This is a genomic window from Streptomyces zhihengii, from assembly GCF_016919245.1.
GTDB lineage: Bacteria > Actinomycetota > Actinomycetes > Streptomycetales > Streptomycetaceae > Streptomyces > Streptomyces zhihengii.
In genome coordinates this window covers 448,268-473,582 of record NZ_JAFEJA010000001.1, presented here as the reverse complement: position 1 = coordinate 473,582, position 25,315 = coordinate 448,268, and the positions used below count along the sequence as shown (strand labels likewise).

Below are 25,315 nucleotides of genomic sequence, written 5' to 3'. Positions count from 1 at the left end.
AGACCGGTCCCCGCGCACCGCGCGAACGCGCCACACGGGAACCGGCCCCGGCCGGCGGACGGTCAGACCACGGCCCCGCTCCGGTCGCCCGCCCGCGACCGGCCGTCCTTGCGGGTGCCGCCGCCGCTCCGGGACGCCGCCCCGGACCGCGGCCGGTCCGGGAACCGGCCCTGGAGCAGCACGGCCACCGGCATCGCGGTGAACACCGTCGACGCCATGCCCACCACCACGCCCGCCAGCAGCGCCACCGAGAAGTCCGTGAGCGAGTCCCCGCCGAGGACCGCCAGCGCCATCAGGACGAACAGCGCGCCCATCCCGGTGTTGACCGTCCGCGGCAGCGTCTGCGCCACCGCCCGGTCCGCCAGCTCCGCCCAGCTCAGCGTCGTGCCGGTACGCCGCAGCTCGCGCAGCCGGTCCAGCACCACCACCGTGTCGTTGACCGAGTACCCGACGACCGTCAGCAGCGCGGCCAGGAAGACGCTGTCGACGGGCTTGCCCAGCCAGGCGAAGAGCCCGACGACCAGCAGCACGTCCTGCACCATCGCCACCACCGCGGCCGCCGCGAACGTCCAGCGGAACCGGACGGTGAGGTACAGCAGCTGCGCCGTCACCGCCAGGGCGAGCGCGATCAGCGCGTAGGTGCGCAGCTCGTCGCCGAGGCTCGGGCCGATCAGGTCGTCCCGTTCCACCGACACCTCGCCCACGGCCCCGGTGAGGGCCTCGCGGATGCGCTCCTGCTGGTCGTCGCCGGTCTCCTTGGTGCGTACGGAGACGCCCTCGTCACCGGTCGTCTGCACCACCGCCTGCGGGAAGCCGGCGTCGACCACCGCGGCCCGGGCGGCGTCCGCGTCGACCTGCCGCTCGGCGGTGTACTGCACCACCCGCCCACCGGTGAACTCGACCCCGAAGTCGAGCCCGCGCGCCCCGATCCCGCCCAGGGCGAGCATCAGCAGACCGGCGCAGATGCCCAGCCAGCGGCGCCGGTTGCGCATCAGCCGGGGCGGCCGGCGCACCAGCCGCGCCCGCAGCCTGCCGGTGGTCGCCATGCCGGTGATCGCGGGCCGCCGGGCGACGAACCGCCGGCGCACGGCCCACTCGGCCAGCAGCCGCGTGATGAGCATGGCCGACACCATGGACGCCAGCACACCGATGACGAGCGTCACCCCGAAGCCCTTGACCGGCCCGGTGGCGAACGCGAACAGCAGCCCCGCCGCGAGCAGCGTCGTCACATTGGAGTCGGCCACCGCGCTCCACGCCTTGGCGAAGCCGGTGCGCAGGGGCCCCCGCAGGTCGCGGACCGCGGCACGGCCGCCCGCCCCCGGTTTGGTGTACTCCTCCCTGGCACGTTCGAACACCAGCACATTGGCGTCCACCGCGATCCCGATCGCGAGCACGAACCCGGCCAGGCCCGGCAGGGTGAGCGTCGCGCCGAGCCCGACCACGGCGGCGTACGAGATGAGCCCGTACAGCCCGAGCGCGACGGTCGCCAGCAGACCCAGCAGCCGGTAGACCACGATGATGAAGACGCCCGTGCACACCAGGCCGATCAGTGCGGCCGCCGCGCTGGCCCGGATCGCCTCGGCGCCGAGCGTCGGACCGACGGTGCTCTGCTCGATCGCGGTCACCGGCACCGGCAGGGCCCCGCCCTTGACCAGCGCCGCCAGATCGCGCGCCTCGTCGGCCGAGAAGCCGCCGGTGATCTGCGCAGACCCGCCGGTGATGCCCGCGCCGCAGGGCACACCGCTCTCCATGCCGGGCGCGGACAGGATCCGGTCGTCGAGCACGATCGCCACCCGGCGGCCCGGGTCCGACGGCGCGGCGCACGCCGCCTCGCCGGTCAGCCGGGCCCAGGTGTCGCCGGCCTTGCCGCGGAACGAGAGGTCCACCGTCCAGCCGCGGCCCGACTGGGTGTCCAGGACGGCCTCGGCGTCGTCGACGCCGTCGCCGGTCAGCGCCGGCGGTCCGAGCCGCAGATGGCTCCCGGGGGTCCCGGGATCGGCCAGGACGCGCGAGCCGTCCGCCGCCGGGGGCCCGGCGTCCGCGGCGCCGGCGGCTCCCGTGACGGGGTGGAAGGTGAGCTGGGCGGTGCGGCCGATCACCTCGGCGGCCTTGCGGGGGTCCTGCACCCCGGGCAATTCGACGACGATGCGCCGCTCCCCGGACCGGGCGAGCGACGGCTCGGCCACGCCGAGGCCGTCGACGCGCTTGCGCAGCACCTCCAGGGCCCGGTCGGTGGCGGCGGCGTCGGCGCGGACGGTCGGCGAGTCCTCGGTCTCCAGGACGATCCGGGTCCCGCCGCGCAGATCGAGTCCGAGCCGGGCGGGTGTGGTCAGGGCGATGTAGAGGGAGAGGCCGACGACGGCGAGCGCGACGAGCGCGCGCCAGTACGTGGCACGGCGAGATGACATGGGTACTCCACGGGCGGTCCGCGGGGACGGGACGGCCGCACGGCGGCGGACGCCGCACCCGGGGACGGGCGGACGCAGGGGAAGGCGCGTCCGCCGGGCGCCGGCACACGGTGGCCGACACCCCTCGGCACCGGTCCGCGGGCATGCCGCGGCTCCCGGTACGGCGGGCGCGAGGAAACGTCAGCTGAACCGGGTGGCGGGAGGACCGCGGGTGTGGCGGGGGTCGTACGCGTCGCGCGGGGGCGCCCGCTCCTGGCGGGGTCCGGCGCCCGCGATGCCGCGCGGCTGCGCCGGGCGGGCGGTGTGGACGGCGGAGGCCACGGCCGGCGGGGCGCCCGGCAGCCGTACGGTGTGCTCGGCCGCCGCGGTCTGCTGCACGGCGCTGTCCGCCGCGGAACGGGAGGGCGCCCGCACCTCGGCGTGCGGCCGGCCGTCACGCGGGGGAGCGGAGGCGGGGAGCACCGCCGGCCGGACCGTCGCGGGGGAGGCCGCGGCCTGCCCGGGGACGGCCGGCGAGCCGGGCGAGGTACCGAGGAGGACCAGGAAGACGGCCCACACCCCGAGGAGCACGGAGGGCAGGGCCGCTGCCGCGGTGCGGCGCACACGCCGGTCCATCCGCGCCCTCCCCGTCCGCTCGGCCCGCAGTCTGTCGCCGCTCAGCGTAGGCCACGTGCGGCGCCGCCGGAGCCGCCGGGCGCCGAGGCGCGTGCGGCACCGGCGGCACGAGGGCCCCGGCCGGGAGGGGGAGGCCCGGCCGGGGCTGTCCGGAGGACCGGATCAGGGCCCTTGATCAGGGCCCCGGGCCGGTCAGCGCGCGGGGCACTCCTTCCACGCGAGGTGGTAGACGGTGCTGATGTCGCCGTCGGTGGAGTCCATCGTCATGTAGCTGGTGGCCGCCGGGTCCGAGGTGCCGGCGTTGACGCGCAGCTCGGTGTTGATGTTGAAGTTGCGCTGCACACCGCACGGCGCCCAGACGAGCTGCGCCCAGTCGGTGTCGTCCGTCGCCTGCCAGTTGTCCTCGTAGGGGCCGCGGAAGGTGTGGGTCCTGGACGCGGTGCTCGGCGAGCCCTGGAAGTAGTACGAGGCCTTCTCCGTGCTGCTAGCCCCGGGCCGCAGGGAGGCGTATCCCCGGTAGTCGGCGCTGGCGACGGCGTAGGTGAAGCCCTGCGGCACGTGCACCAGCAGGTTGAGCTGGCAGTTGCGGCGTGCGGCGGTGGGGGCGGCGTCGCCGCCGGCCTGGGCGAGGTAGTCGCTGTACGTCACGGTGAACGCGGTGTTGTCCTCGGACACCGCGACGGCCGCGGTGCCGAGCGGGCAGCCGGACCCGTTGACGGTGGCGACATCGATGACGATCCTGTCCGGCGGCGGGTCGACGATCGACGACGCGCCGGCCTGTGCGGGCAGTGCGGAGGTGAACAGCGCGGCTGTCGCCGCGCCCACCAGGAGCGGTGCTCTCATGGTTCTCCGTCCATGGCTTCGGTGCCGGGCGGCCCGGCCCACCGGGGCCGGGCCTCGGGCTGGGGGGTGCGGTACACCGCGTGGTGCGGCGGCCGTCACGGACCGACCGCGCCGGATCCCGCGGGACGCGCCGAGCCCGCGCGACACGCGTGGCTCGTGCGGCTCGTGGGCCGGGCGGGGTGGTGGGGCTGGCATGGCCACGATGGTTGAAGTATCATGCACATGTCAGGTCTCTCGCTTCGCCCCGCCCGTACCGGAGGCGGGGAGTGGTCGAATGCTAGAGAGTCCCGGCCCGGCCGGGCAGGACGATGCCCGGCCAATGACACCCCTCCACCCCGCCCGTAACTGGCCGGTACCGGCGTTCCCCCCGATGCACCGGGGCCGGTCCGCCGGCCACGGGGTACGCGCGGGGCGGGCCGGGTGCCCTGGTCGCCGGTGGGCCCGTCACCCGGCCGCACCCGGCGATGGCCCCGCCGTGCCGATGGCCCGACCTGCCGGTGCCGCCAGGCTCGGGCGGTGGCCCGGCCCGGAAGGCGGCACCGGCGGCGGGACGGCGTCCGGGCCCGGCCATCGACCGACGGTGGGCCCGCCCGGGCCGGGGCCATGCCGGGCGACGCTCGTCCCCGGCGGCGCCGCTGCGCCCGTCGAGCCGCAGCGAGCATGCCTGCAAGGACCGGGCCGCCGCCGGCGCCCCGCCCGCCGCGCGGGGCCCGCACCCGGCCGGGGGAGTGGCGCCCGCGGTGGCGCCGGTGCGGCTACTCCGTGGCGGGAGGCCGGGCGGTAGCTCGCCGTGGCCCGGCGGCGAGTGCGGCCGCAGCAGTGGGCCGCACCCCGCCGGGCACCGTCAGGACAGCAGGTGGAGGGCGGTGTCGCAGACGCCGACGCGCACGCTCTGCCCCCAGGTCAGCGTGAGCGCGTCCGTCTCCATGCCGTCGCCGAAGGCGACGAGGCGGTCGCACTCCACGGTGACGCGCAGGCCCTCCGCGCCCGACAGGGCGCCCGACACCCGTGTGGTGCCCGTCGCCGGCGACGGCCAGGCCTCGCGCACGAACCAGAGCAGCCGCCGCTCCTCGGGGGCGGGCAGCGCGAGGGTGCTGGCCCGTTCCAGCCAGAGCGAGCGCAGCCAGCCCGTCGCCCCGGTGCCGGTGCCGACGAGGATGCCCGACGACGCCTGCGCCTCCGGGTCGGCCCCGTCGAGGTCGGGGCCGACCCGGTAGCGGGCGGTCTGGTGGCCCGCCGGGCCCAGGAAGATCTCGTTCAGGGCGACCAGCCGCTGGGTGTCGTCCGCGACCGCCTCCACCATCGCCAGCGCGTCCGCCGCCGGGCTCGCCGACACGGCGGACCGCAGCAGCCGCCCCGCGTCCCCGGGCCGGTGACGCACGAGCACCCCGGGGTTGCGGCCGGGATCGGTGTCGATCCCGGCCACCGGCTGCCCCGACAGGTACTTCGCCGTGTTGGCGACGAGCCCGTCCTGCCCCACGACCACCACGACGTCCTCCGGGCCGAAGAGGAAGCGGTCGAGATCGGCCCGCTCGACCCGCGCCCTGCGCCAGGTGAGCGGCACGGCGGCCGCGACGTCCGCGAGCGCCTGCACCGCCCGGTGGTGGCGCTCGGCCACCTCGGCGATGCTCCGGCCCCGGGAGGCGAGGAAGAACTCCGCCTGGCCGCGGGTGCCGTGCCGGGCGATCAGCTCCTCGTACTCGGTGGTCCGGTGGACCAGCACGGCGCGCGGGGCGAGACTCACGGCCGCGCTCCGGCCGCGGGCCCGCCCCCGGCGCCCTCCGCGCCCGCGGCCCCGCCGGCCGGCGCCGCGCCGAGCTTCGCCAGCAGCCCGGTGAGGACGTCCGGCGAGAGGGTGAGGCTGTCGATGCGCGGCAGGTTCTCCGCCAGCCGGGTCACCGCCAGGGCGTGCAGGGTGGCCGGGTCGGCCGCCGAGTGGACCCGCAGCCAGGCGGCCTGCGCCTCGGCGCGCGCCGCGCCGATGCGCTCGGCCGCCTCGGCCTCCGCGCGGGCCAGGCGCACCGTCCGCGAGGCCTCGGCGTCGGCCCGGACGGCGTCGGCGGCCGCGCTCTCCTCGGCCCGGCGGCGCGCGTTGATGCCGCTCTGCTCGACCAACTGCTCCTCGCGGCGCGCGAGTTCGATCTTGCTGGCCAACTCGTTCTCGGCGATGGCGCGTTCGCGTTCGACCGCCACCGCCCGGCGCTCGTAGGTGGCGCGGTCCGCCTCCTGCTGGATCTGCTCGCGGGCCGGGGTGCGCAGCGCGCGCTCGACCTCGGGCTCGGGGCGGATCGCGACCACCCGCACGGCGACCACCTCGATACCGGTGGCGGGCAGGCGCGGCTCGGCGGCGAGGCCGCCGCCGACCCGCTCGCGCACCGTGGCGACCCCGTCCGCCAGCGCCGACGCGAGCGTGGTGCGGGCGAGCACGTCGAGCGCGTGCTGCTGGGCGGACTCGGTGAGCAGGGTGGCGATCTGCTCCAGCGGCGCGCCGCGCCAGGCGCCCGTGTCCGGGTCGATGGAGAAGTCGAGACGGGCGGCCGCCGTCGCCGGGTCGTGGATCCGGTACGTCACGGTCGCCTGGACGCCGACGTCCTGGAAGTCCGAGGTGCGCGCGTGGAAGGAGACGGCCAGTTCCCGGTCGTCGACGGGCACTTCGGACAGGGCGGCGGTCAGTGCCCGGAACCAGAAGCTCAGCCCCGGCCCGTCGTGGACGAGCCGGCCGCGCCGGTGGCACCGCACATGGGCGGTGGGCGCGGCCCGCAGATGACGCCAGCCGAGGCGCGCGGTGATGTCTGCCATGGGAACCCCCTTTTCGTCTTCATGACGATATCGAGCCCGGTGGTTGTCGTCAAGCAGACGAAAAAGGGGAGTCCGTGCCTCCGTTCCCCGTCCCCCGGACCGCCCGGCCCGTAGGCTGGGTGCCGATGTTCACCGCACAGGGACCCACCCTCACCGAGCTCGCCGTCCAGGCCCTCTCCTCCACGCGACGGGGCTACGACCTGCTGGCTCCCGCGTTCGACCGGACCCCCTTCCGCACGCCGGACGCCGTCCTCGACCCGGTGCGCGAGACCTTGCGGACCCTCGGTCCGTTCCGTGCGGGTCTGGACGTCTGCTGCGGCACCGGCGCGGGCGTCGACGTGCTCCGGCAGGTGTGCACGGAGCGCGTCACCGGAGTCGACTTCAGCGCCGGCATGCTCGGCGTCGCGGCCCGGACCGCGCCGCCCGGCCCCGGCCCGCGGGTCGACTGGGTACAGGCGGACGCGCGCGCCCTGCCCTTCGACGGCGTCTTCGATCTCGCCGTCAGCTTCGGCGCGTTCGGCCACTTCCTCCCGAAGGAACGGCCGCTGCTCTTCGCGCAGGTCCGTGCCGCGCTGCGCCCCGGCGGACGCTTCGCCTTCCCCGTCCTGGCGCCCCCGGGCCCCGACTCCTGGCTCTACTGGGCCCTGCTCGGCTTCGACGCCACCATGCGGGTGCGCAACGCCGTGTGGCGGCCCCGGTTCGTCATGTACTACCGGACGTTCCCGCTCTCGGGCGTCCTCACCGACCTCCACCGGGCCGGATTCTCGGTGGAGTCGACCCCGCTGACCGCCCTGGGCCGGCGCCCGGACGGCGCGCCCCGGGCCCGCCTGCTGATCGCCCGCCGCGAGGAGCGCCCCGCCCCCGCCGCCACCCGCTGACGACGCCTCACCCCGCCGGCCTGGCAGGATTCCCCGCGGGGGCACCACACGGAGATCGGGGCGGGTATGGACGGCACGGGCGGCACGGGCGGCGACGACACGGCGGGTACGCCATCCGGCCGCCCCGGCGCACGCCCCTCGCGGTGGCGGCGCGGCCGGGTCCTCGCGGGGTGCGCCGTCCTCACCGCCGCCCTGCTCGCACTCCACCGCCTGGTGCCGAACGCGGGCATCCGGCTCGGCAGCCTGCTGGAGACGTTCCTGCCCTGGCTGGGCCTCGCCGTCCCCGTGCTGCTCCTCGCGGGCCTGCTGCGCCGTTCCGCGACGGCGCTGGTGGCGCTGGTGCTCCCCGTGGTGGCCTGGCTCGCCCTCTTCGGACCGCTGCTCGTACCGGCGGACGGCGCACGGCACGACCTGCTCGCCGTGCAGCACAACGTCGCCGACGACAACGCCGACCCGGCGGGCACGGCGCGGGCGCTGGCCCGCGAACGACCCCACCTCATCGCCCTGGAGGAGGTCACTCCGGCCGCCCTCCCCGCCTACGAGCGGGCACTCGCCCCCGGTTGGGCCCACCACGCCGTCATCGGCACCGTCGGACTGTGGTCCCGGTACCCGCTCACGGACGTGGCGCCGGTGGACATCCGGCCCCGCGCCGTGGAGCCCGGCTGGAGCCGCGGACTGCGGGCCACCGCCCGCACCCCCCACGGCGACATCGCCGTCTACGTGGCCCATCTGCCGTCGATCCGGCTCGGTGTGCAGGGGCTGCGATCCGGCAACCGGGACGAGAGCGCCCGGTTGCTGGGCGCGGCGATCGAGGCCGAGCCCGTCGAACGCGTCCTGCTCCTCGGTGACCTCAACGGCACCGTCGACGACCGCGGTCTGCGTCCGCTGACCTCACGCCTGGAGGCCGAGGGCCCGGGGTTCGCCCTGAGCTGGCCGGCCGGTTTCCCCGTGGCGCGGATCGACCAGGTGCTCGCCCGGACGTCGGCCGTGGTCGGCCTCCGTGCCCTCCCGGCCACCGGCAGCGACCATCTCCCGGTCCTCGCGCGGATCAGGTACTGACGGCGCGGCCACCGGCGTTCGCGCGAGGCGTCCCGCCGCGCGCCGGCCCGGTGCCGCCCGGCAGGCCCGCGCCCGGCGCCGCCGCGCGCCGGCATGCCGCCGAACAGCGCCGCCGCCAGCGCGCAGCCCAGCACCCCGCCCAGCACCTGGGCGCCGACGAAGGCGGGGACCGACGCCGGTGCGATGCCCGCGAACGAGTCGGAGAGCGAACGCCCCACCGTGGCGGCCGGGTTGGCGAACGAACCGGACGAGGTGAACCAGATCGCGGCCATCAGATAGGCGGCCACGGCGAGCGGTGTCCACCGGGCGCGCCCGGTCCGCCGGAGCCCGGCGATCAGGAACACCAGGCCCGCCGTGGCGACCGCCTCGCCGGCCGGCAGATGCCCCGCCGACCGGTCCTGTACGGACAGGACGCCCGGCGCGCGGCCGAACAGGGCGTCCGCTGCCAGGGCGCCGACGAGCGCCCCGGCCGTCTGCGCCACGACGAAGACCAGGGCGTCGCGCCCCGCCCGCGAGCCGCGCTCCCGTGCGCTCCACCACGCGTACAGGGTCACCACCGGATTGAGATGACCGCCGGACACCGGTGACAGCAGGGTGATCAGCAGTCCCAGCGCGATCGCCGAGGCCAGGGAGCTGGCGAGCAGCGCCGTCCCGGCGTCGGGGGTCAGCGCGTCCGCCTTGATGCCGGAGCCGACCACGGCCGTCACCAGTGCCGCGGTACCGATCGCCTCGGCCGCGGCACGGCGGGGCAGTCCCGGCGGTCTCTCCTCGGATGTCGTCATGCGGAAAATATATTCCGTTCAGCGGAACAGTGGGAACACGGTCCCGGTGTGCGGCCTCGGGGCGACGGCGCGCGCTCCCGTTGCCGCCCGGCCCCCGGTGGGCGGCCCCGCCGTCGGACCTTGTCGTCGCCCCGCCCGGAGCGGCGTCCGCATCGACGCCTCTTGTCCGGTTCCGGCGGCACACCAACTGCCGGCATGGCTTCGGAAGTTGAAGGTGAAGGGTGCGATCTCGGCCCGTACGCCGGGCATTCGTGCACAACTCTTGACGCGGATGTGACGCCCGGAGAATCATCCCTGCCCATGAGAGCGCTCTCCGCCTCTCGCGCGGGCCCGGCACCCGCCCGCCTCCACCCGCACCAGCCAGGAGACCCCCCATGCCTGCTGCTCTCACCGGCCCACCGCGACCACCCGCCACCCGTCCCGCACGATGGCGCACCCTCGGCGCGCTGATCGTCACCGCCCTGGTCGCGGCGCTCCTCGGCGTGCTGCCCGCCGCCCCCGCGACGGCCGCCCCCGCCCTGCTCTCCCAGGGCAAGGCGGTGACCGCCTCCAGCCAGGAGAACGGCGGCACGGCCGCGGCCAACGCGGTCGACGGCAACCCGGGCACCCGCTGGTCCAGCGCCTTCGCCGACCCGCAGTGGATCCGGATCGACCTGGGTGCCACCGCCTCCGTCACCGCTGTCGAGCTCGCCTGGGAGGCCGCGTACGCCACGGCCTACCGCATCGAGCTGTCCACCGACGGCAACGACTGGACCACCGCGTACTCCACCACCACCGGCCCCGGCGGCGACGAGACCCTGAACGTCAGCGGCGACGCCCGCTACGTGCGGCTCACCGGCACCGCCCGCTCCACCGGATACGGCTACTCACTCTGGGAGTTCAAGGTCTACGGCACCACGAACGGCGGCGGCCCCGAGATCCCCGGCGGCGGTGACCTCGGCCCCAACGTCCACGTCTTCGACCCCGCCACGCCCGACATCCAGGGCAAGGTCGACGCGATCTTCGAGCAGCAGGAGTCCGCGCAGTTCGGCCCGGGCCGGCACGCCCTGCTCTTCAAGCCCGGCACCTACGACGACATCAACGCCCAGATCGGCTTCTACACCTCGATCGCCGGCCTCGGCCTCAACCCCGACGACACCACCTTCAACGGCGATGTGACCGTCGACGCCGGGTGGTTCAACGGCAACGCCACCCAGAACTTCTGGCGCTCCGCCGAGAACCTCGCCCTCAACCCGGTGAGCGGCACCAACCGCTGGGCCGTGTCGCAGGCGGCGCCGTTCCGCCGGATGCACGTCAAGGGCGGGCTCAACCTGGCCCCCGACGGCTACGGCTGGGCCAGCGGCGGCTACATCGCGGACAGCAGGATCGACGGCACGGTCGGCCCCTACTCGCAGCAGCAGTGGTACACCCGCGACAGCTCGGTCGGCGGCTGGACCAACGCGGTCTGGAACATGACCTTCTCCGGCGTCCAGGGCGCACCGGCCACCAGCTACCCCAACCCGCCCTACACCACGCTCGACACCACGCCGATCTCCCGCGAGAAGCCCTTCCTCTACCTCGACGGCGACGACTACAAGGTCTTCGCCCCCGCCAAGCGCGTCGACGCGCGCGGCACCTCCTGGGGCAACGGCACACCGCAGGGCACGTCGATCCCGCTCGACCGGTTCTACGTAGTGAAGCAGGGCGCCACGGCCGCCACCGTCAACGCGGCGCTCGACCAGGGCCTGCACCTGCTCTTCACCCCGGGCGTCTACCACATCGACCGCACCATCGAGATCGACCGGCCCGACACGATCGTGCTGGGCCTCGGCCTCGCCACGATCATCCCCGACAACGGTGTGACCGCCATGAAGGTCGCCGACGTCGACGGCGTCCGGCTGGCCGGCTTCCTCATCGACGCCGGACCGGTCAACTCCCCGACCCTGCTGGAGATCGGCCCCCAGGGCTCCTCCGCCGACCACGCGGCCAACCCGACCACCGTGCAGGACGTGTTCATCCGCATCGGCGGGGCCGGCCCCGGCAAGGCCACCACCAGCATGGTCGTCAACAGCGACGACACGATCATCGACCACACCTGGGTCTGGCGCGCCGACCACGGCGAGGGCTGGGGCTGGGAGACCAACCGCGCCGACTACGGCGTGCGGGTCAACGGCGACGACGTCCTCGCGACCGGCCTGTTCGTCGAGCACTTCAACAAGTACGACGTCGAGTGGTACGGCGAACGCGGACGCACGATCTTCTTCCAGAACGAGAAGGCGTACGACGCCCCGAACCAGGCAGCCATCCAGAACGGCTCCGTCAAGGGCTACGCGGCGTACCGCGTCGACGACTCCGTCGAGCAGCACGAAGGCTGGGGCATGGGCAGCTACTGCTACTACAACGTCGACCCGACGATCCGCCAGGACCACGGATTCCGCGCCCCGGTCAAGCCGGGCGTGAAGTTCCACAACCTGCTGGTCGTGTCCCTGGGCGGCAACGGGCAGTTCGAGCACGTGATCAACAGCACCGGATCGCCGACCTCCGGCACGTCGACGGTCCCCTCCACGGTCGTCAGCTTCCCCTGACGGCGAACCGCCGCCGCGCGCCCCGGCGCGCGGCGGTCCCGGTGGTGCCGGTGCCCCGCCCGGGGCCCCGGCACCACCGCGCGTCCGGCGGCCCGGGCGGGGTCAGCGGTACCTCCGGGCGGGGTCAGCGGCACACGTACACGAACTCCGCCGCGGCCGTGTGCCGCCCGGGCGACTCGATCCGCACCTCGGCCCGGGCCGCGTACGCGCCCACCCCGGTGAACGTCCACCCCAGGTGGAGCCGCGCCTGGCGCTGCCCGCGCGTCACCGTCTCGTACAGCGGCCCGGACGACGTGCCGTCGCTGCGCTCCCACCGGTACGCGATCGTCCCGGCGCGCCCGTTCGTCTCGACCAGCGCGGTGACATCGGCGGTGCCGCCGCACCCCGGCCCCTCCGCCGGCGCCTCGACGGAGACCCCGCGGACCTCCACACCGGGACCGAAGCGCTGCCAGGCGAGGAACACCAGCACCGCCACCAGGATCACCGCCGCCGGCGCGTACCGCCGCCACGCCGGCCGCCCGCGCCGCGTCCGTCCGTCCGGCGTGCCCCGCGACGACCCGGCCTCGCCCGCGAGGGTGCCGTGCCACACCCCGGCGAGCGTGGCGGCGTCCCCCCGCTGCCGGACCACGGCGGTCACCCCCGGGCCGAACCGGAGCACCTCGCCCTCCACCCGGTCGGGCACCACCTCCGCGTCCGGCCGGAACACCCCTCCGCCCACGGGGCCTTCCGGCCGGAACGCCCCTCCGCCCACGGGGCCTTCCGGCCGGAACGCCCCTCCGCCCACCGGGCCGGCGGCCCGTGCCGTGGGCGCGTCCGTCCGCGCGGTGGAGCCTTCCGGTCCGGGCCGCTCGAACCAGTGGCTGCCCAGAGCGGTCGCGCTGTAGCCCTCGTGACCGGCATCGCCGGTCAGCGGCAGACGCACGGTGGCGGGCACGCCGTCCCCGGTCGGCGGCAGATGCACTGTGTCGGACGCGCCGTCCCCGGCCGCGGGCAGCCGCACCGTGTCCTGCACGGCGCCCTCGTGGGTCCCGGCGGTCGGTGCCGCCCCGGCGGCCGGTGTGTCCTCGTGCCCGCCCGGCTGCTGCCCGGGCGCGCCGTCCCGCCCCTGCCCGGGCGGCGTCGCGGAGTGGCCATTCACGAGACCGGGCACCCCCTCCGGGTGAGCAGCTGCTGCGTCGAACTCCCGCTGCCCGGGGCGGGGTCGGTCGACGCCACCACGCCCCAGTAGCAGCCCTGCCCCTGGAAGGTGTGGGTCAGCGGCAGCGTGTAGCGCGTGGCGCCGCTGCGGCGAAACGTCTCGCTCCCGTCGGGGACGCCGAGCTCTCCCTTGGCGTTGCCCGTGTACCAGGTGATCACGACGGTGACCGGCCCCGGCCCGTCCGTCGCCACGTCGACGGACGCCTGCCCGGTGGCCGTGCCCGTCTGCCGGAAGAGGGTGACGGCGACGGAGTCGACCCGCACGGGGGCGGGTGTCGGCGTCGCGGAGACCGTGGGGGACACCGAGGGCGTCGGTGTCGGCCCGGGCGCCGGCGAGGTGGCCGCGCTCGTGGTGGGGGAGGCCGTCGGCGACGCGGAGGGGCCGGACGGAGTGGGGGACGGGGAGAGCGTCGGGGACGGCTGGGTGGCCGAGGGCGACGGTCCGCCGGGCGTGCCCGGGGACGGCGACGGCGCGCCCGGGGCGGCCGGTCCCGCGCTGGTGGTCGCCATCGCCTCGGCGGTGGTCTCCCGCCGGTCCTCGCCCGCCTGCGCCGCGACGGCGGCGAGCCCGGCCAGCACCAGCGCGACGATCGCCGCCACGATGCCCGGCAGCCCCGGGACCAGCCGCCTGCCCGCGCCCGGCGGGCCCCCGGCTCCCGGCGGTGCCAGCGCCGTGGTCGCCCGGTCGGTCGTCCCCGCGGCCCGCCCGGCGGCGGAGGGGAACAGCAGCGGGAGCAGCGCGGAGAGCGCGGCGAGCCGCCCGCGCCCGCGCTCCTCCCAGTCCGGGCCGTAGGCGGCACCGGCGATCTCCTCCAGCTCCGCGACGAAGGCCGCGGCGTCCGCCGGCCGGTCCGCGGCCGCCTTCGCGAGCCCGCGCCGGATCAGCGGCCGTACCGGCTCCGGCGTGTCGTCCTCGGGGACCGGCGCGCCGATGTGCTGGAGGGCCAGCTCGGCGAAGTTCTCGCCGCGGAACGGCTTCCGCCCGGTCAGGCACTCGTAGAAGACCGCCGTGGCCGCGTACACGTCGGCGGCCGGCGAGGCGGCGCCGCCCTCCCACTGCTCGGGGGCCATGTACGCCGGTGTGCCCGCGACGCCGGGTGTCGCGCCGTGCCGGGTGGCGATGCCGAAGTCGACCAGCTTGGACGAGCCGTCGGCCGCCACCAGCACGTTCTCCGGCTTGTAGTCCCGGTGCACCACCCCGCGCGCGTGGGCGGCCGCCAGCCCGAGCAGGGACCCCTTCAGGACGACCAGCGCGGCCTCGGGCCCCGTCGCGCCCTCCTGCGCCAGCAGCGCGCGCAACGCGATCCCGTCGACCAGCTCCATCACGATCGCCGCGCCCGAGGGGGCCTCGACGTACTCGTAGAGACGGACGACGTACGGCGTGTCGAGCCCGCCGAGCAGCCGCGCCTCCGCCCGGAACTCGCGCACGAACGAGGCGTCGCTCCGCAGTCGTTCACCGAGGTACTTCACGGCCACCGGCACACCGGTGGCGTCGTGCACCGCGAGCACCACGCGCCCGCCGGCGCCGGATCCCAGCTCCCGGGACTCCGTGTAGCCCGGTACCGTCCACACACCCATCACGTTCCCCCCGAAACCGGCCGTCGCCGCCGCACACCGTAGCGCCACGTCCCGTCCCCGGCACAGACACCGTTTCTCCACGGACGGTTCCCGGCGCCCGGCGTGCGGGGCGCGCCCGGCACACGGCTGCCAGGCCCACGAAGGCGAACGGGGTTGGAGGGGAGCGGAGTTGGCCGGGACGGACCGCCCCGTTGTGATTGGCATGGACCTGCCGTGCGATCTCCGCTACGCTCCGCCCCGGGCGCCTCTGAGAGCGCTCTCAAAATGCGCGCCTGTTCCACCCCCACCTTTGCTGGAACAACCGAAAGGTCGACGCCATGAGACGCACCACCGTGCTGCGCACCGGTCTGTCCACGCTCCTGCTGCTGGGTGCCTGGGCCGCCACCGGAGCCGGCCAGGTCGCCGCCGCCAGCAGTGCCGGACAGGCACCGGCGGCCACGGCCGAGGTCTCCACCGGCCTGGTCGAGGCCATGCAGCGGGACCTCGGACTGACCGCGACCGAGGCGCGCGAGCGCATGGCCGCCGAGAAGGCCGCGGGCCGCATCGAGGCCGAGGCCCGGCAGGCCGCGGGCGCCGCGTACGGCGGCTCCTGGTTCGACGCCGCCAGCGGAAACCTGACCGTGGCGGTCACCGACGCGGACCGCGCCGCGGCCGTGCGGGCGACCGGCGCGGACACCCGCGTCGTGCGGCACACCGAACGCCGCCTCGACGCGGCGAAGGCGGCGATCGACGCGCTGCCCGCCCCCGCCGGTGTGAGCAGTTGGCACGTGGACCCGAAGAGCAACCGGGTCGTCGTCTCCGTCGTCGCGTCGGAGCGTTCCGACAACGATGTCCGGCGCTTCCTCGACCGGGCCCGCGCGGCCGGTCCGGTCGCCGTCGCGGAGGTCGCCGAGGCGCCGCGCACCTTCGCCGCGGGGACCGTCGGCGGCGACCCGTACTACACCGGCAACGTCCGCTGCTCCATCGGCTTCTCGGTGCACGGCGGCTTCGTGACCGCCGGTCACTGCGGACCGCAGGGCCAGGCCGTGCGCGGCTGGGACGGCTCCCACATCGGCCACTTCCAGGGCTCGTCCTTCCCGGGCAACGACTACGCCTGGGTGAGCGTCGGCAGCGGCTGGTGGACGGTCCCGGTGGTCCTCGGCTGGGGCACCGTGCCCGACCAGCTCGTCCGCGGCTCCAACGAGGCGCCGATCGGCGCCTCGGTCTGCCGCTCCGGCTCGACGACCCGCTGGCACTGCGGCAACGTCCTCGCCAAGAACGAGACCGTCAACTACAGCCAGGGCGCCGTGCACCAGATGACCAAGACGAGCGTGTGCGCCGAAGGCGGCGACTCCGGTGGCTCGTTCATCAGCGGCGACCAGGCGCAGGGTGTCACCTCCGGCGGCTGGGGCAACTGCAGCACCGGCGGTCAGACCTGGCACCAGCCCATCAACGAGATCCTCGGCCGCTACGGCCTGACGCTCCACACCGCCTGACCCCGGCCGCGCGTGCGGATCGCCGTCGCCCCGCACACGCGTCCCCCGTGTCACCGGGCCGTGCCGCCGTCCCTCCCCGGGCGGCGGCACGGTGCGGAGCCCGGCGTCGGATACGGTTCCGGTGTGGTGATCACAAGGGAGACCTCGGCGCCGGGCACGGCATTGCTGCTGGCAGCGGCCCCGGCGGGCAAGGGGCGGCTGGTCGACGCGGCGTCCGTGCTGCCGTCCCTGGCCGCCGTTCCCGCGGAGGTGCTGACCGGTGCGGGGAGCACGGCCGCGACGGTCGTCGAACTCGCCGACCCGCTCGACCCGCAGACCGTCCTGACCAGGATCCGCGCCGCCGCGGCCGCGCCCGGCCCGCTCTTCCTCTATCTCGCAGGCCAGTTGCACCTCGACCGCAAGCAGCGGCGCCTCCACTTCGCCTTGGCACGCTCCACCCCCACGACACTGCGCTACACCGCACTGCCCTGGCACTGGCTGGCCGCCGAACTCGGCCCGCGCCCGCCCGGTTCGACCACCCTGGTCGTCGACCTGGTGGCGGACGGGGACGCCTGGCGGCAACTGGAGGAGGGCGGCGCCGGTCTCGGTTCCTCCGTCCTCCTGTACGGCAGGGCCGTGCCCGCCACCGGCCGCAGGAACCTCGCACAGCCCGCGTACCTCAGGGCGATGGCGGAGATCTGGCGCAGCGGAGCCCGGCCGCCCCTGGCGGAGCTCCACGAGGCGGCCCTCGCTCGCGCCGAACGGGTCGAGGGAGAACTGCTGTTCCCGCTCCGGGGATCAAGCGCCCCGACGCCGACGCCGACGCCGTACGTCCCCGCCCCGGCGCTCGTCGCCGCACAGCCGCTCCGGCCCGCCGCGCCCGCCTCTCCGGGGAACGCGCCCATGCCGGCCCCGCACCCGCCCGCCCGGCCCACCGCTCCTGACGCCCCGTCACCCGACCCGTCGCCCGCGCCGGGCCACACCTCCCTGCCCGCGCCGGTCGCGCCGGCGGCTCCCGGGGTACCGTCCCCCGCGACACCCGCCCCGCCGGTGCCGGCCCCGTCCACCTCCGGGAGCAGGGCCACCTCCCGGGCAGGCGCGACGCCGGCCGAGCCGCACCCCGCCGCCACCCGCCCGGCGCCCGCACCGGCCACGCCCGCCGTTCCCGCCACCCCCGCTCCCACGACTCCCGCTCCCACGCCCCCCGTTCCCACCACCTCCGTTCCCACCGGCCCCGTCCGCGAGGTGATCGCGGCTGCCGGCCGGCCCGTCCACGGTGTGCCGTCGCCCGCCGCCGGGACCGACCCCCATGCGGCGATCCTGGACGCCGCGCGGGCCGGCCGGCACACCGAGGCCGCCGCTGCCGCCGCCGCGTGCGAGGGCGAGGCGCTGCGCACCCACGGACCCGCCTCCGCGCAGGCGCTCCACTGGCTGGAGGTGCGCGCCGATCTGGCCCGCCTCGCCGGGGACCCTGCGCGTAGCTGCGAGTTGTGGATGGCGGTCGCCGACAGCAGGCTGCGCAGGCAGCAGACCACCGACGACCCCGATGTCGAAGGAGCCGTCGACCGCGCGCACCACCAGTGGGAGCAGGTCCGCGACATGGCGCGGGCCCGCCGGCTCGCGCCGCCGCTGGTGCAGTTGCGCCGCCGCGTCCCCGGACGCCAGCGCGGCGCGCTGAAGCTGCTCCAGCACCGGCTGGAGCAACTTCAGCACCACCGCTAGGACGTGGCGCGAGGCCCCGGTCCGCGGACGGCTCCCGGCCGGCTTCCGCGAGAGCCGGCCGGGAGCCGTCGTCCCACCGCCGTCGGGCCGAACACCTCCGTCCCACCGCCGTCGGGCCGAACACCTCCGTCCCACCGCCGTCGGGCCGTGAACCGTCGTCGGGCCGGGGGCCGTCCTCCCGCCCGTCGCCAGGCCGGGGACCTCCGTCCCGCCAGCGTCAGGCCGGGCGCTCACGTCCCTTCTCATCGGGGATGTCGGCCTCGATCCGCTCCTTGCGGACCTGGCCGGTGACGGTCGTCTCCTCGACGTGCTCCTCGACGTTGAGCCTGACCCGCTCGACGGGTTCGGCGCGGGTCTCGACGACCGGGCGCTCCTCGTAGAGCGTGACGTCGTGCTCCGCCTCGGAGATCTCCGCGCCGGAGAGCGCCGCCTCGCGGTTGGCCTCGGTGATGGGTTCGCGTTCCAGCCGTACCTCGGTGTGGCGCAGCGGCACGCTCTGGCTCTCCTCCTCGGTGACGACGTACTTGCGCAGCCGCGCGTGGCCCACTTCGTGGCGTTCGGTGCCGACGTGCATGTGCTCCTCGGACCGGGTCATCGCCATGTCGCTCTCGCCCGCGCCGCGCCCGGCGGCCTTCGCGGCACCGGCCTCCTTCGCGGTCATCCCGGCCGCCGTCGTGTCCCCGGCCCGTGCGTGACGCCCCGTCCCGGCAGCGCCCGCCGTCCCGGCAGCGCCCACCGTCCCGGCAGCGCCCACCGTCCCGCCGGCACCCGCCGCCCCGGCAGCTCCGCCGCCGTCCTGCTTCCCCCGCGCCCCGGCGGCACCCGCCGCCCCCGCGGCACCCGCCGCCCCCGCGGCTCCGGCCGCACCCGTGCCGTCGGTGTCCGAACCGTCCGCCGCCCAGCCCTTGTCGGGACGGTTGGCGTCCCGCCAGGCGGCGTCCCAGTCGAGGCTGTAGTGCTGGTAGAGCCGTTCCTCCTCCTGCCGGGAGAGGTGGCCGCTGGCGTCCACGTCGACGTCGGGGGCGTCCTTGATCTTGTCCTTCGGGTACGGCACCTCGAGGTGGTCGTCGACCATCGTGGCGTTCTGTATGGGGACGAACGATTCACCGGTGCCGAGCAGCCCGGTCTGCACGCTGACCCAGTCGGGCTGCCCCGTCGCGTCGTCGACGAACACGTGCTTGGCGTTGCCGACCTTGTTGCCTTCGGAGTCGTGGACCGGATGGTCCAGCACCTTCGGGATCTGCTCTCGCGTGATCATGTCTCTCCCTCTTCCGTGGAGTCCCTCATCAAGCGGGTAACCGTGACAAATCGCCCCAAACGCCCCGTGCGTCACCGGCGTTCCCGTGTTACGATCCGTTCCGCAACGGAATGGAAATGGATCTAGGGGAGGGTCACCGTGCGCGTCAAGGATTTCGATCATGTGGTGCTCAACGTCGAGGACGTGGAGCGCTCGCTCGCGTTCTACTGCGGTCCGCTCGGTCTGGAGCCCGTCCGTGTGGAGGAGTGGCGCGCCGGCAAGGTGCCCTTCCCGTCCGTGCGGATAAGCCCCACCGCGATCATCGACCTCTTCCGCCGGCCGCGCGGCACGTCGAACGTCGACCACATCTGCCTGGTCGTCGACCCGCTCGACTGGCAGGAGGTCATCGACTCCGGCCGCTTCACCGTCCTGGAGGGCCCGGTCGGCCGCTTCGGCGCCCGGGGCGACGCGACGTCGGTCTACGTCGAGGACCCGGACGGCAACACCGTGGAGCTGCGCTGGTACCCGCAGGACGTCCCGGCGTGAGCCCCGTCGCGGCCGGCCGCCCCCGGGACCCGGCGATCGACGCCGCCGTGCTGGCCGCGACGCTCGACGTCCTCCGCGAGCAGGGGTACGGCGGGTTCACCCTGGAGGCCGTCGCCGCCAGGGCGGGGACGACCAAGCCGGCGATCCGGCGCCGCTGGCCGGTCCGGCAGAACCTCGTCATCGACGCCCTCGCCGCGGTCCTCGTCGCACCCCCCGTCCCCGACAACGGCTGCACCCGCTGCGACCTCACCGCCGCCGTGCGCCTGCTCACCGAGGCGCTGGACGAGCGCCTGCCGCCCGGTGTGCTCGCCCCGCTGCTCGCGGACTGCGCGCGTGATCCGGAACTGCACCGGAGGCTTCTCGGGACGGTCGTGGAGCCGAGCCGGCAGGCCGCCGCGACCGCCGTGCGCCGGGCGGTCGACCGGGGCGATCTGCACGCCGACGTCGACCCCGACCTGCTCGTCGACCTGCTCGCGTCCGCCGTCTACCAGCGGGCGTTGCTCGGCGGCGGTGTGCAACGGCCGCTCCCGGCACGGCCGTTGGCCGACCTCCTGCTGCGGGGTGCCGCCGTGGACTTCGACCGCCTCGTGCGCATCAGCGAGTTGCCCCCCGGGGCGCGGCACGCGCACCCCCACTGAAGCGGCCCGGAACGGGCTCCGACCGGCCCCGATGACCGTCCGTATTCAACAGAAATGCGAGGAATGTCCGGCCGTGCGAGGCTGATCCCGCCCCTACCCCACCTCGAAGGAGAGACTGATGGGTATCAAGGACCAGTTCCAGGACAAGGCCGAGCAGCTCAAGCAGGAGGCCCAGAAGCGCATGGGCGACACGCCGGAGCGCGGCCGCCAGGACCGGGAGAACGGCCGGCAGGAGCAGGAGCGCGGACGTCAGGAGCGTGAGCCGCGCCAGCAGATGCTGGACGAGGACCAGGCCCGCAACCGGAACTGATCCCGCGGCGGCAGCACGTCGTCACACCAGGAGGGGCGCACCCGTCACGGGTGCGCCCCTTCGGCGTCCCGGGAGCCCCGCCCGCCGGGGCGCCGTCACCCGTTCCCCCGCGCCGGAGTGCCGACGAGGCCCGGCCGGATTCCAATGTTCGCGTCCCCTGCGTTTCGTGCGCACGGCCCGAGAGCATCCACCGCTTCGCCTGCCGGAGCCCGACTCCCCGGGAGCCCCGATGTCGTCCACGGCGTCCGCCCCGCCCGAGCCGCCCGCCGCACCGCGGCCCCGAGGAGCGCTGCGGAGCATCGGCGAGTGGTGCGCCCGGCACTTCGTCGTCGTCCTCGTGCTGTGGGTCGCCGCCGTCGTCGGCGCCCAGGCCCTCGACCGCGTCTGGGGCGGCGACTACTCCGACAACTTCGCCCTCCCCGGCACCCAGTCCCAGGACGGACTCGACGTCCTCCAGGCCCATGAACCGTCCGCCGGCGGATACGGCTCGCAGATCGTGCTGCACGACGCGGACAAACCGCTGACCGACTTCTCCGACCAGATCTCGACCACGGTCGCCGATCTCGAGAAGCTGCCGCACGTGCTGTCGGCGCAGAACCCGCTGCCGCCGCCCGGCACCCCGCCCCCGTCCTCCGGCAGCACCGATGTGGGCCCGCTCTCCACCGACGGGAAGACCGCCTACATCACCGTCCGCTTCGACCAGCAGCCGTCCGTCCTCGGCTCCTCCTACCTCGACGGCATCGACGACTCCGTCGAGCCGCTGCGCTCCGCGGGCGTCACCGTCGAGTACGGCGGATCCCTCGGCGAACTGGCCCGGCCCGAGGCGGACGACCGCACCAGCGAGGGCATCGGCTTCGCGGTGGCGATCATCGTCCTGCTGATCGGTTTCGGCAGCGTGATCGCCGCGGTCCTCCCGCTGGTCACCGCCCTGCTCGCGGTCGTCTGCGGTCTCGGCCTGCTCGGCCTGCTGGCGGCGGCGACCACCTTCGCCACCGTCTCGCCCACCCTGGCCACCATGATCGGCCTCGGTGTGGGCATCGACTACTCGCTGTTCCTGCTCACCCGCCACCGGCAGAACCTGATGGACGGACAGGATCCGGTCACGGCCGCCGGACGGGCGGCGGCGACCAGCGGCCACGCCGTCCTGGTCTCCGGATGCACCGTGGTGATCGCCCTCTCCGGCCTGTGGGTCTCGGGCATCTCGTTCATCGGCAAGCTCGGTCTGGCCGCCGCCGTCACCGTGGTCACCGCCGTGCTCGGCGCGCTGACCCTCGTCCCCGCCATGCTCGGGATGATCGGCCGCCACATCGACCGGCTGCACGTCCGCAGACCGGTCGCCGAGACGGAGGCCGAGCCCGGCGAGGAGGTCCAGGGCACCTGGCACCGCTACGCCCAGCGGGTCGAGCGGCGCCCCTGGTGGTTCCTGGGCGGGGGAGTGGCCGTGCTGGCCGTGCTGGCCGTCCCGCTGTTCTCCATCCAGCTCGGCCACATCGGCGACGGCGCCGATCCGAAGTCCTTCACCGACCGCCGCGCCTACGACCTGATGTCCTCCGCCTTCGGGCCGGGCTCCAACGGGCCGCTGACCCTGGTCGTCGACCAGACCTCGGTGTCCCAGTCGGACCGCTCGGCCCTCGCGACCCAGGTGCAGGACGCGCTGAAGAGCGTCCCGAACGCCGCCTACATCACCCCGCCCAAAGCGACGTCCGACGGCGACGTCCTGATCGCCACCGCGTACTCCGTGGCGCCCCCTCAGGACGAGCGCACCACCGAACTCACCAACCACCTCGCGGACGACGTCCTGCCCGACGCCGTGTCCGGAACCGACGCCACCACCTATGTCACCGGCACCACGGCCGCCCAGGTCGACTTCCTCGACATCGTCTCCTCCCGGCTGCCGCTGATCATCCTGGTCGTCGTCGGGCTGGCCTTCCTGGTGATCCTCGCCGTCTTCCGCGGTGTGCTCGTCGCCGTCAAGGCCGCGGTGCTCAACGTGCTGTCGATCGCCGCCTCGTACGGGGTCGTGGTCGCCGTCTTCCAGTGGGGCTGGGGCGGCCCCGCCCTCGGCGTCTCCGGCGACGTGCCCATCGAGAGCTATGTGCCGATGATGATGTTCGCCATCGTGTTCGGCCTCAGCATGGACTACGAGATCTTCCTGCTGTCCCGTGTCCACGAGGCATGGGTGCGCACCGGGGACGCCAAGGCGAGCGTCGCCCACGCGCTGGAGATCACCGCCCGGGTCATCACCTGCGCCGCGCTGATCATGGTGAGCGTGTTCGCCGCGTTCATCCTCAGCGACAACATCGTCGTCAAGATGCTCGGCCTCGGTCTCGCCGCCAGCGTGCTCATCGACGCCACCGTGGTGCGGCTGCTGCTCGTCCCGGCCGCGATGACCCTCATGGGCAAGGCGGCCTGGTGGACGCCGAGATGGCTCGACCGGCTGCTGCCGCACATCGACCCCGAGGGCCGCCAGGACCCGGTGGCGCGCTGAGGGGTCCTGGCGGCCCTCGCGGCGCGTCCCTCACAAGCCTGCCGCAGGCCGCCACATGCTTGCCGTCACAGGGGGTAGTCGCACTCCTGTCGTGGACCAGCAGGCAGGACGAAGTGGGGGCAGTCATGGGGCGCTCGGGAGCGGAAACGGGCAAGGGCGCGTCGGTCGTCGACGGTCCACCGGGCGGGGCGGCCCCCGCGGGGCCCCTGTTCAGAGCGGCCGCGATGCTGCTGGCGTTCGCCGGCACCGTCGCCTTCAGTCTGGTGCTGGCCCGGCTGACCCTGGAGCCCTCGGTCGCCTCCGAGCACCTCACCCACAACAACCTCCAGCCGGGCGACTCGATCCGCGCCTATCTGTCGCAGCCCGCGCTGAAGGACACCGTCAAGCAGCTCGGCGGCAACATCGCCCTGGGCGTGCCGTTCGGGGTGCTGCTCCCCGTCCTCGCGCCGCGCGCCCGCGGTCTGCTGCGGGTGGCGGTGCTGACCTCCCTCGTGATGATCTGCGTCGAGCTCGTGCAGGGCTCGCTGATCACCGGCCGCGCGTTCGACATCGACGACGTCATCCTCAACACCAGCGGCGCGCTCATCGGCTATCTGCTGCTCGGCCGCCGGCTCGGCCGCGCGGTGCACCCGCGCCGCACCCACTGGTGGCACCGCTGGTCGCGACGGGCCTGAGCCGCCGGCGCGGCGGGAGCCCCCGAGGGCCTCACGGCTCGCGCAGCACGCCGATCTTGTCGATCCGGTGCTCCGGGTTGCCCCGGTCGTCGCGCCAGTGGTTGCCCGCCGCGTCGTCCTCCGGGGTCGCGCACGTCGAGATGGTGATCATCGCCCGGGTCGGCTCACGGCCAGGGTGCCCGGGCACCGCCGCCCGCTGTTCGGCGAGCGAGCGCTCCGAGCGGAACGACGTCTCCCGTGTCCCCGTGATCTCGTAGGTGAAGACCTCGCCGCCCAGGGTGACCTTCACCAGGTCGCCCTCGTCCAGCGACGGCAGATCGCGCAGCGGCCCGCCGGCGGACAGCCGGTGGGCGGTCACCAGGTAGTTGCCCACCTCGCCGGGGCCGACCCCGCCGTGCTCGCCGTACGGGCTGGCGCCGAGCCCCCGGTTCTGGATCCGGGTTCCGGGCCAGTCGTCCGTCGTCCCCTCGTACGGCACGACCTTCAGCTCCGCCAGGCCGATCTCCGGGATGGACAGCAGCGCCGCCCGGGTCCGCGGATCGGGTGCCGGGGACGGTTCGGCCGGAGCGGCCCCGCCGGCCGGACCGCTCACGGCGGCCACGGGGAGTTCGCCGGCCGTCGCGGCGGCGCGCGGGGACGAGGCGGCCGGGTCCGGGGAGCGCTCGGCCGGGGGCGCGCCGCAGGCGGCCAGGGCGACCAGCAGGGTGCCTGCGAGGACGGGGGGAAGGATGCGCAGTGATGTCATGGCGTTCCGGATCGGGGCCGGGGACGGGGTCGGTGCCCCGCACCGGGGCGGGTGACCGGGTTTCGCTCAGGTGTTCCATCGTATCGGACATCCAGGACATCCCGCTGTCCCTCCATCGGAGGGACCGCCGCCGGTCCGCCGCCGTGCGCGCGCCGGGCGTGCCACGATGACGATCACGACCGGGACCGCCCCGGCCCCGCCGCGGCCGTCCCGTACCCCCCGTGACAGAGAGCGAGCCCGGCCCCGTGCAGCACCGCCGCTCCGCCCCCGCCCTTGCCGTCCTGCTCGCGGTCACCGCGCTGCTCGGCGGCTGCACCGCACGCGAGCCGGCCGCCGCCGGGAGCACGGCGGCCCTGGGCGTGCCGCCCGGCGCCGGCGCGCGGAGCACGGCGGACGAGTACGCCCGCCGGGTCGTCGCCCTCGTCAACACCCGTCGCGAGCAGGCCGGCTGCGAACCGCTGCGGACCGACGACCGCCTCGCCGCCGCGGCACGCGCCCATGCCGGCGACATGGCCTCCCGCGGCTACTACGAGCACAAGAGCCCCGAGGGCCGTGACGGGGGAGACCGCATCGCCGCCGAGGGATACCGGTGGAGCCGCTGGGCCGAGAACATCCACAAGGGGCCCGAGGGACCGGAGGCGGCCGTCACGGGCTGGCTGGAGAGCCCCACCCATGAACAGATCGTCACCGACTGCGCGTTGAAGGACACCGGGGTCGGCGTGAGCCTGGAGCCGGGCGGCCCCTGGTGGGTCCAGGACTTCGCCACGGGCGGCTGACC

General features: G+C 75.2%; 21 protein-coding genes and 1 pseudogene. 12 read left to right on the top strand and 10 right to left on the bottom strand.

All coding sequences use genetic code 11. The annotated features are described in order from the left end of the window. Positions 1–62: 62 nt before the first annotated feature. The 5 genes from secD to JE024_RS01990 all read right to left on the bottom strand — a co-directional run bounded on the left by secD (position 63) and on the right by JE024_RS01990 (position 6,665). Positions 63–2,408: a protein translocase subunit SecD gene (gene secD / locus JE024_RS02010; protein WP_205371896.1), complete on the bottom strand. Its 2,346-nt coding sequence runs from the start codon at positions 2,406–2,408 to the stop codon at positions 63–65. Positions 2,409–2,588: 180 nt separating this feature from the next. Continuing rightward, positions 2,589–3,023, bottom strand: a complete 435-nt coding sequence (locus JE024_RS02005; protein ID WP_205371895.1) for a hypothetical protein — start codon at positions 3,021–3,023, stop codon at positions 2,589–2,591. Positions 3,024–3,215: 192 nt separating this feature from the next. Beyond that, on the bottom strand, positions 3,216–3,866 hold the full coding sequence (locus JE024_RS02000) for a DUF4360 domain-containing protein (RefSeq protein ID WP_205371894.1): 651 nt from the start codon (positions 3,864–3,866) through the stop codon (positions 3,216–3,218). 844 nt (positions 3,867–4,710) lie between these two features. After that, positions 4,711–5,610: a hypothetical protein gene (locus JE024_RS01995; RefSeq protein WP_205371893.1), complete on the bottom strand. Its 900-nt coding sequence runs from the start codon at positions 5,608–5,610 to the stop codon at positions 4,711–4,713. After that, positions 5,607–6,665, bottom strand: a complete 1,059-nt coding sequence (locus JE024_RS01990) for an SPFH domain-containing protein (RefSeq protein ID WP_205371892.1) — start codon at positions 6,663–6,665, stop codon at positions 5,607–5,609. Before JE024_RS01990 ends, JE024_RS01995 begins: the two co-directional genes overlap by 4 nt. A gap of 125 nt (positions 6,666–6,790) precedes the next feature. Between JE024_RS01990 and JE024_RS01985 the strand changes: the two genes are divergently transcribed. From JE024_RS01985 to JE024_RS40840, 3 genes are all read left to right on the top strand, one after another. After that, the gene (locus JE024_RS01985) at positions 6,791–7,543 is read left to right on the top strand and encodes a class I SAM-dependent methyltransferase (RefSeq protein WP_205371891.1); all 753 of its coding nucleotides are present in this window, start codon (positions 6,791–6,793) and stop codon (positions 7,541–7,543) included. Positions 7,544–7,609: 66 nt separating this feature from the next. Further along, a complete protein-coding gene (locus JE024_RS01980; protein ID WP_205371890.1) occupies positions 7,610–8,602 on the top strand; it encodes an endonuclease/exonuclease/phosphatase family protein in 993 nt (330 codons plus the stop codon). A gap of 93 nt (positions 8,603–8,695) precedes the next feature. Continuing rightward, positions 8,696–8,881, top strand: coding sequence for a hypothetical protein (locus tag JE024_RS40840; protein ID WP_244883245.1), 186 nt, complete (start codon positions 8,696–8,698; stop codon positions 8,879–8,881). 14 nt (positions 8,882–8,895) lie between these two features. On the opposite strand, the pseudogene JE024_RS40835 reads toward JE024_RS40840, so the two are convergent. Further along, positions 8,896–9,384 (bottom strand): annotated as a pseudogene (locus JE024_RS40835) (aquaporin); the annotation flags it as partial. A 374-nt stretch (positions 9,385–9,758) separates the two neighbouring features. On the opposite strand from JE024_RS40835, the gene JE024_RS01970 reads away from it, so the two are divergent. Next, a complete protein-coding gene (locus JE024_RS01970) occupies positions 9,759–11,948 on the top strand; it encodes a discoidin domain-containing protein (RefSeq protein ID WP_205371889.1) in 2,190 nt (729 codons plus the stop codon). 124 nt (positions 11,949–12,072) lie between these two features. Here JE024_RS01970 and JE024_RS01965 read toward each other — a convergent pair whose 3' ends face one another. Together JE024_RS01965 and JE024_RS01960 are read right to left on the bottom strand one after the other, a co-directional pair. Next, the gene (locus tag JE024_RS01965; protein ID WP_244882525.1) at positions 12,073–13,086 is read right to left on the bottom strand and encodes a hypothetical protein; all 1,014 of its coding nucleotides are present in this window, start codon (positions 13,084–13,086) and stop codon (positions 12,073–12,075) included. After that, positions 13,083–14,723 carry a protein kinase domain-containing protein gene (locus JE024_RS01960; protein WP_205371888.1) on the bottom strand — a complete coding sequence of 547 codons (1,641 nt, stop codon included), beginning with the start codon at positions 14,721–14,723 and terminating at the stop codon, positions 13,083–13,085. Before JE024_RS01960 ends, JE024_RS01965 begins: the two co-directional genes overlap by 4 nt. Positions 14,724–15,040: 317 nt before the next feature. Between JE024_RS01960 and JE024_RS01955 the strand changes: the two genes are divergently transcribed. Together JE024_RS01955 and JE024_RS01950 are read left to right on the top strand one after the other, a co-directional pair. Then, positions 15,041–16,198 (top strand): S1 family peptidase, encoded by a 1,158-nt coding sequence (locus JE024_RS01955; RefSeq protein WP_205371887.1) that lies wholly within the window; start codon positions 15,041–15,043, stop codon positions 16,196–16,198. A 123-nt stretch (positions 16,199–16,321) separates the two neighbouring features. Further along, on the top strand, positions 16,322–17,899 hold the full coding sequence (locus JE024_RS01950) for a hypothetical protein (RefSeq protein WP_244882523.1): 1,578 nt from the start codon (positions 16,322–16,324) through the stop codon (positions 17,897–17,899). A gap of 217 nt (positions 17,900–18,116) precedes the next feature. Here the strand turns inward: JE024_RS01950 and JE024_RS01945 are convergent, their stop codons facing one another. Further along, complete coding sequence (locus JE024_RS01945) at positions 18,117–19,157, bottom strand: YsnF/AvaK domain-containing protein (RefSeq protein ID WP_205371886.1); 1,041 nt, start codon at positions 19,155–19,157, stop codon at positions 18,117–18,119. A gap of 138 nt (positions 19,158–19,295) precedes the next feature. On the opposite strand from JE024_RS01945, the gene JE024_RS01940 reads away from it, so the two are divergent. From JE024_RS01940 to JE024_RS01920, 5 genes are all read left to right on the top strand, one after another. Further along, the gene (locus tag JE024_RS01940) at positions 19,296–19,682 is read left to right on the top strand and encodes a VOC family protein (protein ID WP_205371885.1); all 387 of its coding nucleotides are present in this window, start codon (positions 19,296–19,298) and stop codon (positions 19,680–19,682) included. Then, a complete protein-coding gene (locus JE024_RS01935; RefSeq protein ID WP_205371884.1) occupies positions 19,679–20,320 on the top strand; it encodes a TetR/AcrR family transcriptional regulator in 642 nt (213 codons plus the stop codon). The genes JE024_RS01940 and JE024_RS01935 overlap by 4 nt, the downstream gene beginning before the upstream one ends. Positions 20,321–20,438: 118 nt before the next feature. Next, positions 20,439–20,630 carry a hypothetical protein gene (locus JE024_RS01930; RefSeq protein ID WP_205371883.1) on the top strand — a complete coding sequence of 64 codons (192 nt, stop codon included), beginning with the start codon at positions 20,439–20,441 and terminating at the stop codon, positions 20,628–20,630. 229 nt (positions 20,631–20,859) lie between these two features. Continuing rightward, positions 20,860–23,118: an MMPL family transporter gene (locus JE024_RS01925; protein WP_205371882.1), complete on the top strand. Its 2,259-nt coding sequence runs from the start codon at positions 20,860–20,862 to the stop codon at positions 23,116–23,118. A gap of 125 nt (positions 23,119–23,243) precedes the next feature. Next, on the top strand, positions 23,244–23,792 hold the full coding sequence (locus tag JE024_RS01920; RefSeq protein WP_244882521.1) for a VanZ family protein: 549 nt from the start codon (positions 23,244–23,246) through the stop codon (positions 23,790–23,792). 31 nt (positions 23,793–23,823) lie between these two features. On the opposite strand, the gene JE024_RS01915 is transcribed toward JE024_RS01920, so the two are convergent. After that, complete coding sequence (locus JE024_RS01915; protein WP_205371881.1) at positions 23,824–24,537, bottom strand: class E sortase; 714 nt, start codon at positions 24,535–24,537, stop codon at positions 23,824–23,826. A 221-nt stretch (positions 24,538–24,758) separates the two neighbouring features. Here JE024_RS01915 and JE024_RS01910 point away from each other — a divergent pair, with 221 nt between their 5' ends. Continuing rightward, positions 24,759–25,313, top strand: a complete 555-nt coding sequence (locus JE024_RS01910) for a CAP domain-containing protein (protein WP_244882519.1) — start codon at positions 24,759–24,761, stop codon at positions 25,311–25,313. The last annotated feature ends 2 nt before the right edge of the window (positions 25,314–25,315 follow it).

Bases quoted from the DNA above. Each gene is read 5' to 3' on its own strand.
- secD (WP_205371896.1), bottom strand. From the start codon at position 2,408: ATGTCATCTCGCCGTGCCACGTACTGGCGCGCGCTCGTCGCGCTCGCC.
- JE024_RS02005 (WP_205371895.1), bottom strand. From the start codon at position 3,023: ATGGACCGGCGTGTGCGCCGCACCGCGGCAGCGGCCCTGCCCTCCGTG.
- JE024_RS02000 (WP_205371894.1), bottom strand. From the start codon at position 3,866: ATGAGAGCACCGCTCCTGGTGGGCGCGGCGACAGCCGCGCTGTTCACC.
- JE024_RS01990 (WP_205371892.1), bottom strand. From the start codon at position 6,665: ATGGCAGACATCACCGCGCGCCTCGGCTGGCGTCATCTGCGGGCCGCG.
- JE024_RS01985 (WP_205371891.1), top strand. From the start codon at position 6,791: ATGTTCACCGCACAGGGACCCACCCTCACCGAGCTCGCCGTCCAGGCC.
- JE024_RS01980 (WP_205371890.1), top strand. From the start codon at position 7,610: ATGGACGGCACGGGCGGCACGGGCGGCGACGACACGGCGGGTACGCCA.
- JE024_RS40840 (WP_244883245.1), top strand. From the start codon at position 8,696: ATGCCGCCGAACAGCGCCGCCGCCAGCGCGCAGCCCAGCACCCCGCCC.
- JE024_RS01970 (WP_205371889.1), top strand. From the start codon at position 9,759: ATGCCTGCTGCTCTCACCGGCCCACCGCGACCACCCGCCACCCGTCCC.
- JE024_RS01960 (WP_205371888.1), bottom strand. From the start codon at position 14,723: ATGGGTGTGTGGACGGTACCGGGCTACACGGAGTCCCGGGAGCTGGGA.
- JE024_RS01955 (WP_205371887.1), top strand. From the start codon at position 15,041: ATGAGACGCACCACCGTGCTGCGCACCGGTCTGTCCACGCTCCTGCTG.
- JE024_RS01945 (WP_205371886.1), bottom strand. From the start codon at position 19,157: ATGATCACGCGAGAGCAGATCCCGAAGGTGCTGGACCATCCGGTCCAC.
- JE024_RS01930 (WP_205371883.1), top strand. From the start codon at position 20,439: ATGGGTATCAAGGACCAGTTCCAGGACAAGGCCGAGCAGCTCAAGCAG.
- JE024_RS01925 (WP_205371882.1), top strand. From the start codon at position 20,860: ATGTCGTCCACGGCGTCCGCCCCGCCCGAGCCGCCCGCCGCACCGCGG.
- JE024_RS01920 (WP_244882521.1), top strand. From the start codon at position 23,244: ATGGGGCGCTCGGGAGCGGAAACGGGCAAGGGCGCGTCGGTCGTCGAC.
- JE024_RS01915 (WP_205371881.1), bottom strand. From the start codon at position 24,537: ATGACATCACTGCGCATCCTTCCCCCCGTCCTCGCAGGCACCCTGCTG.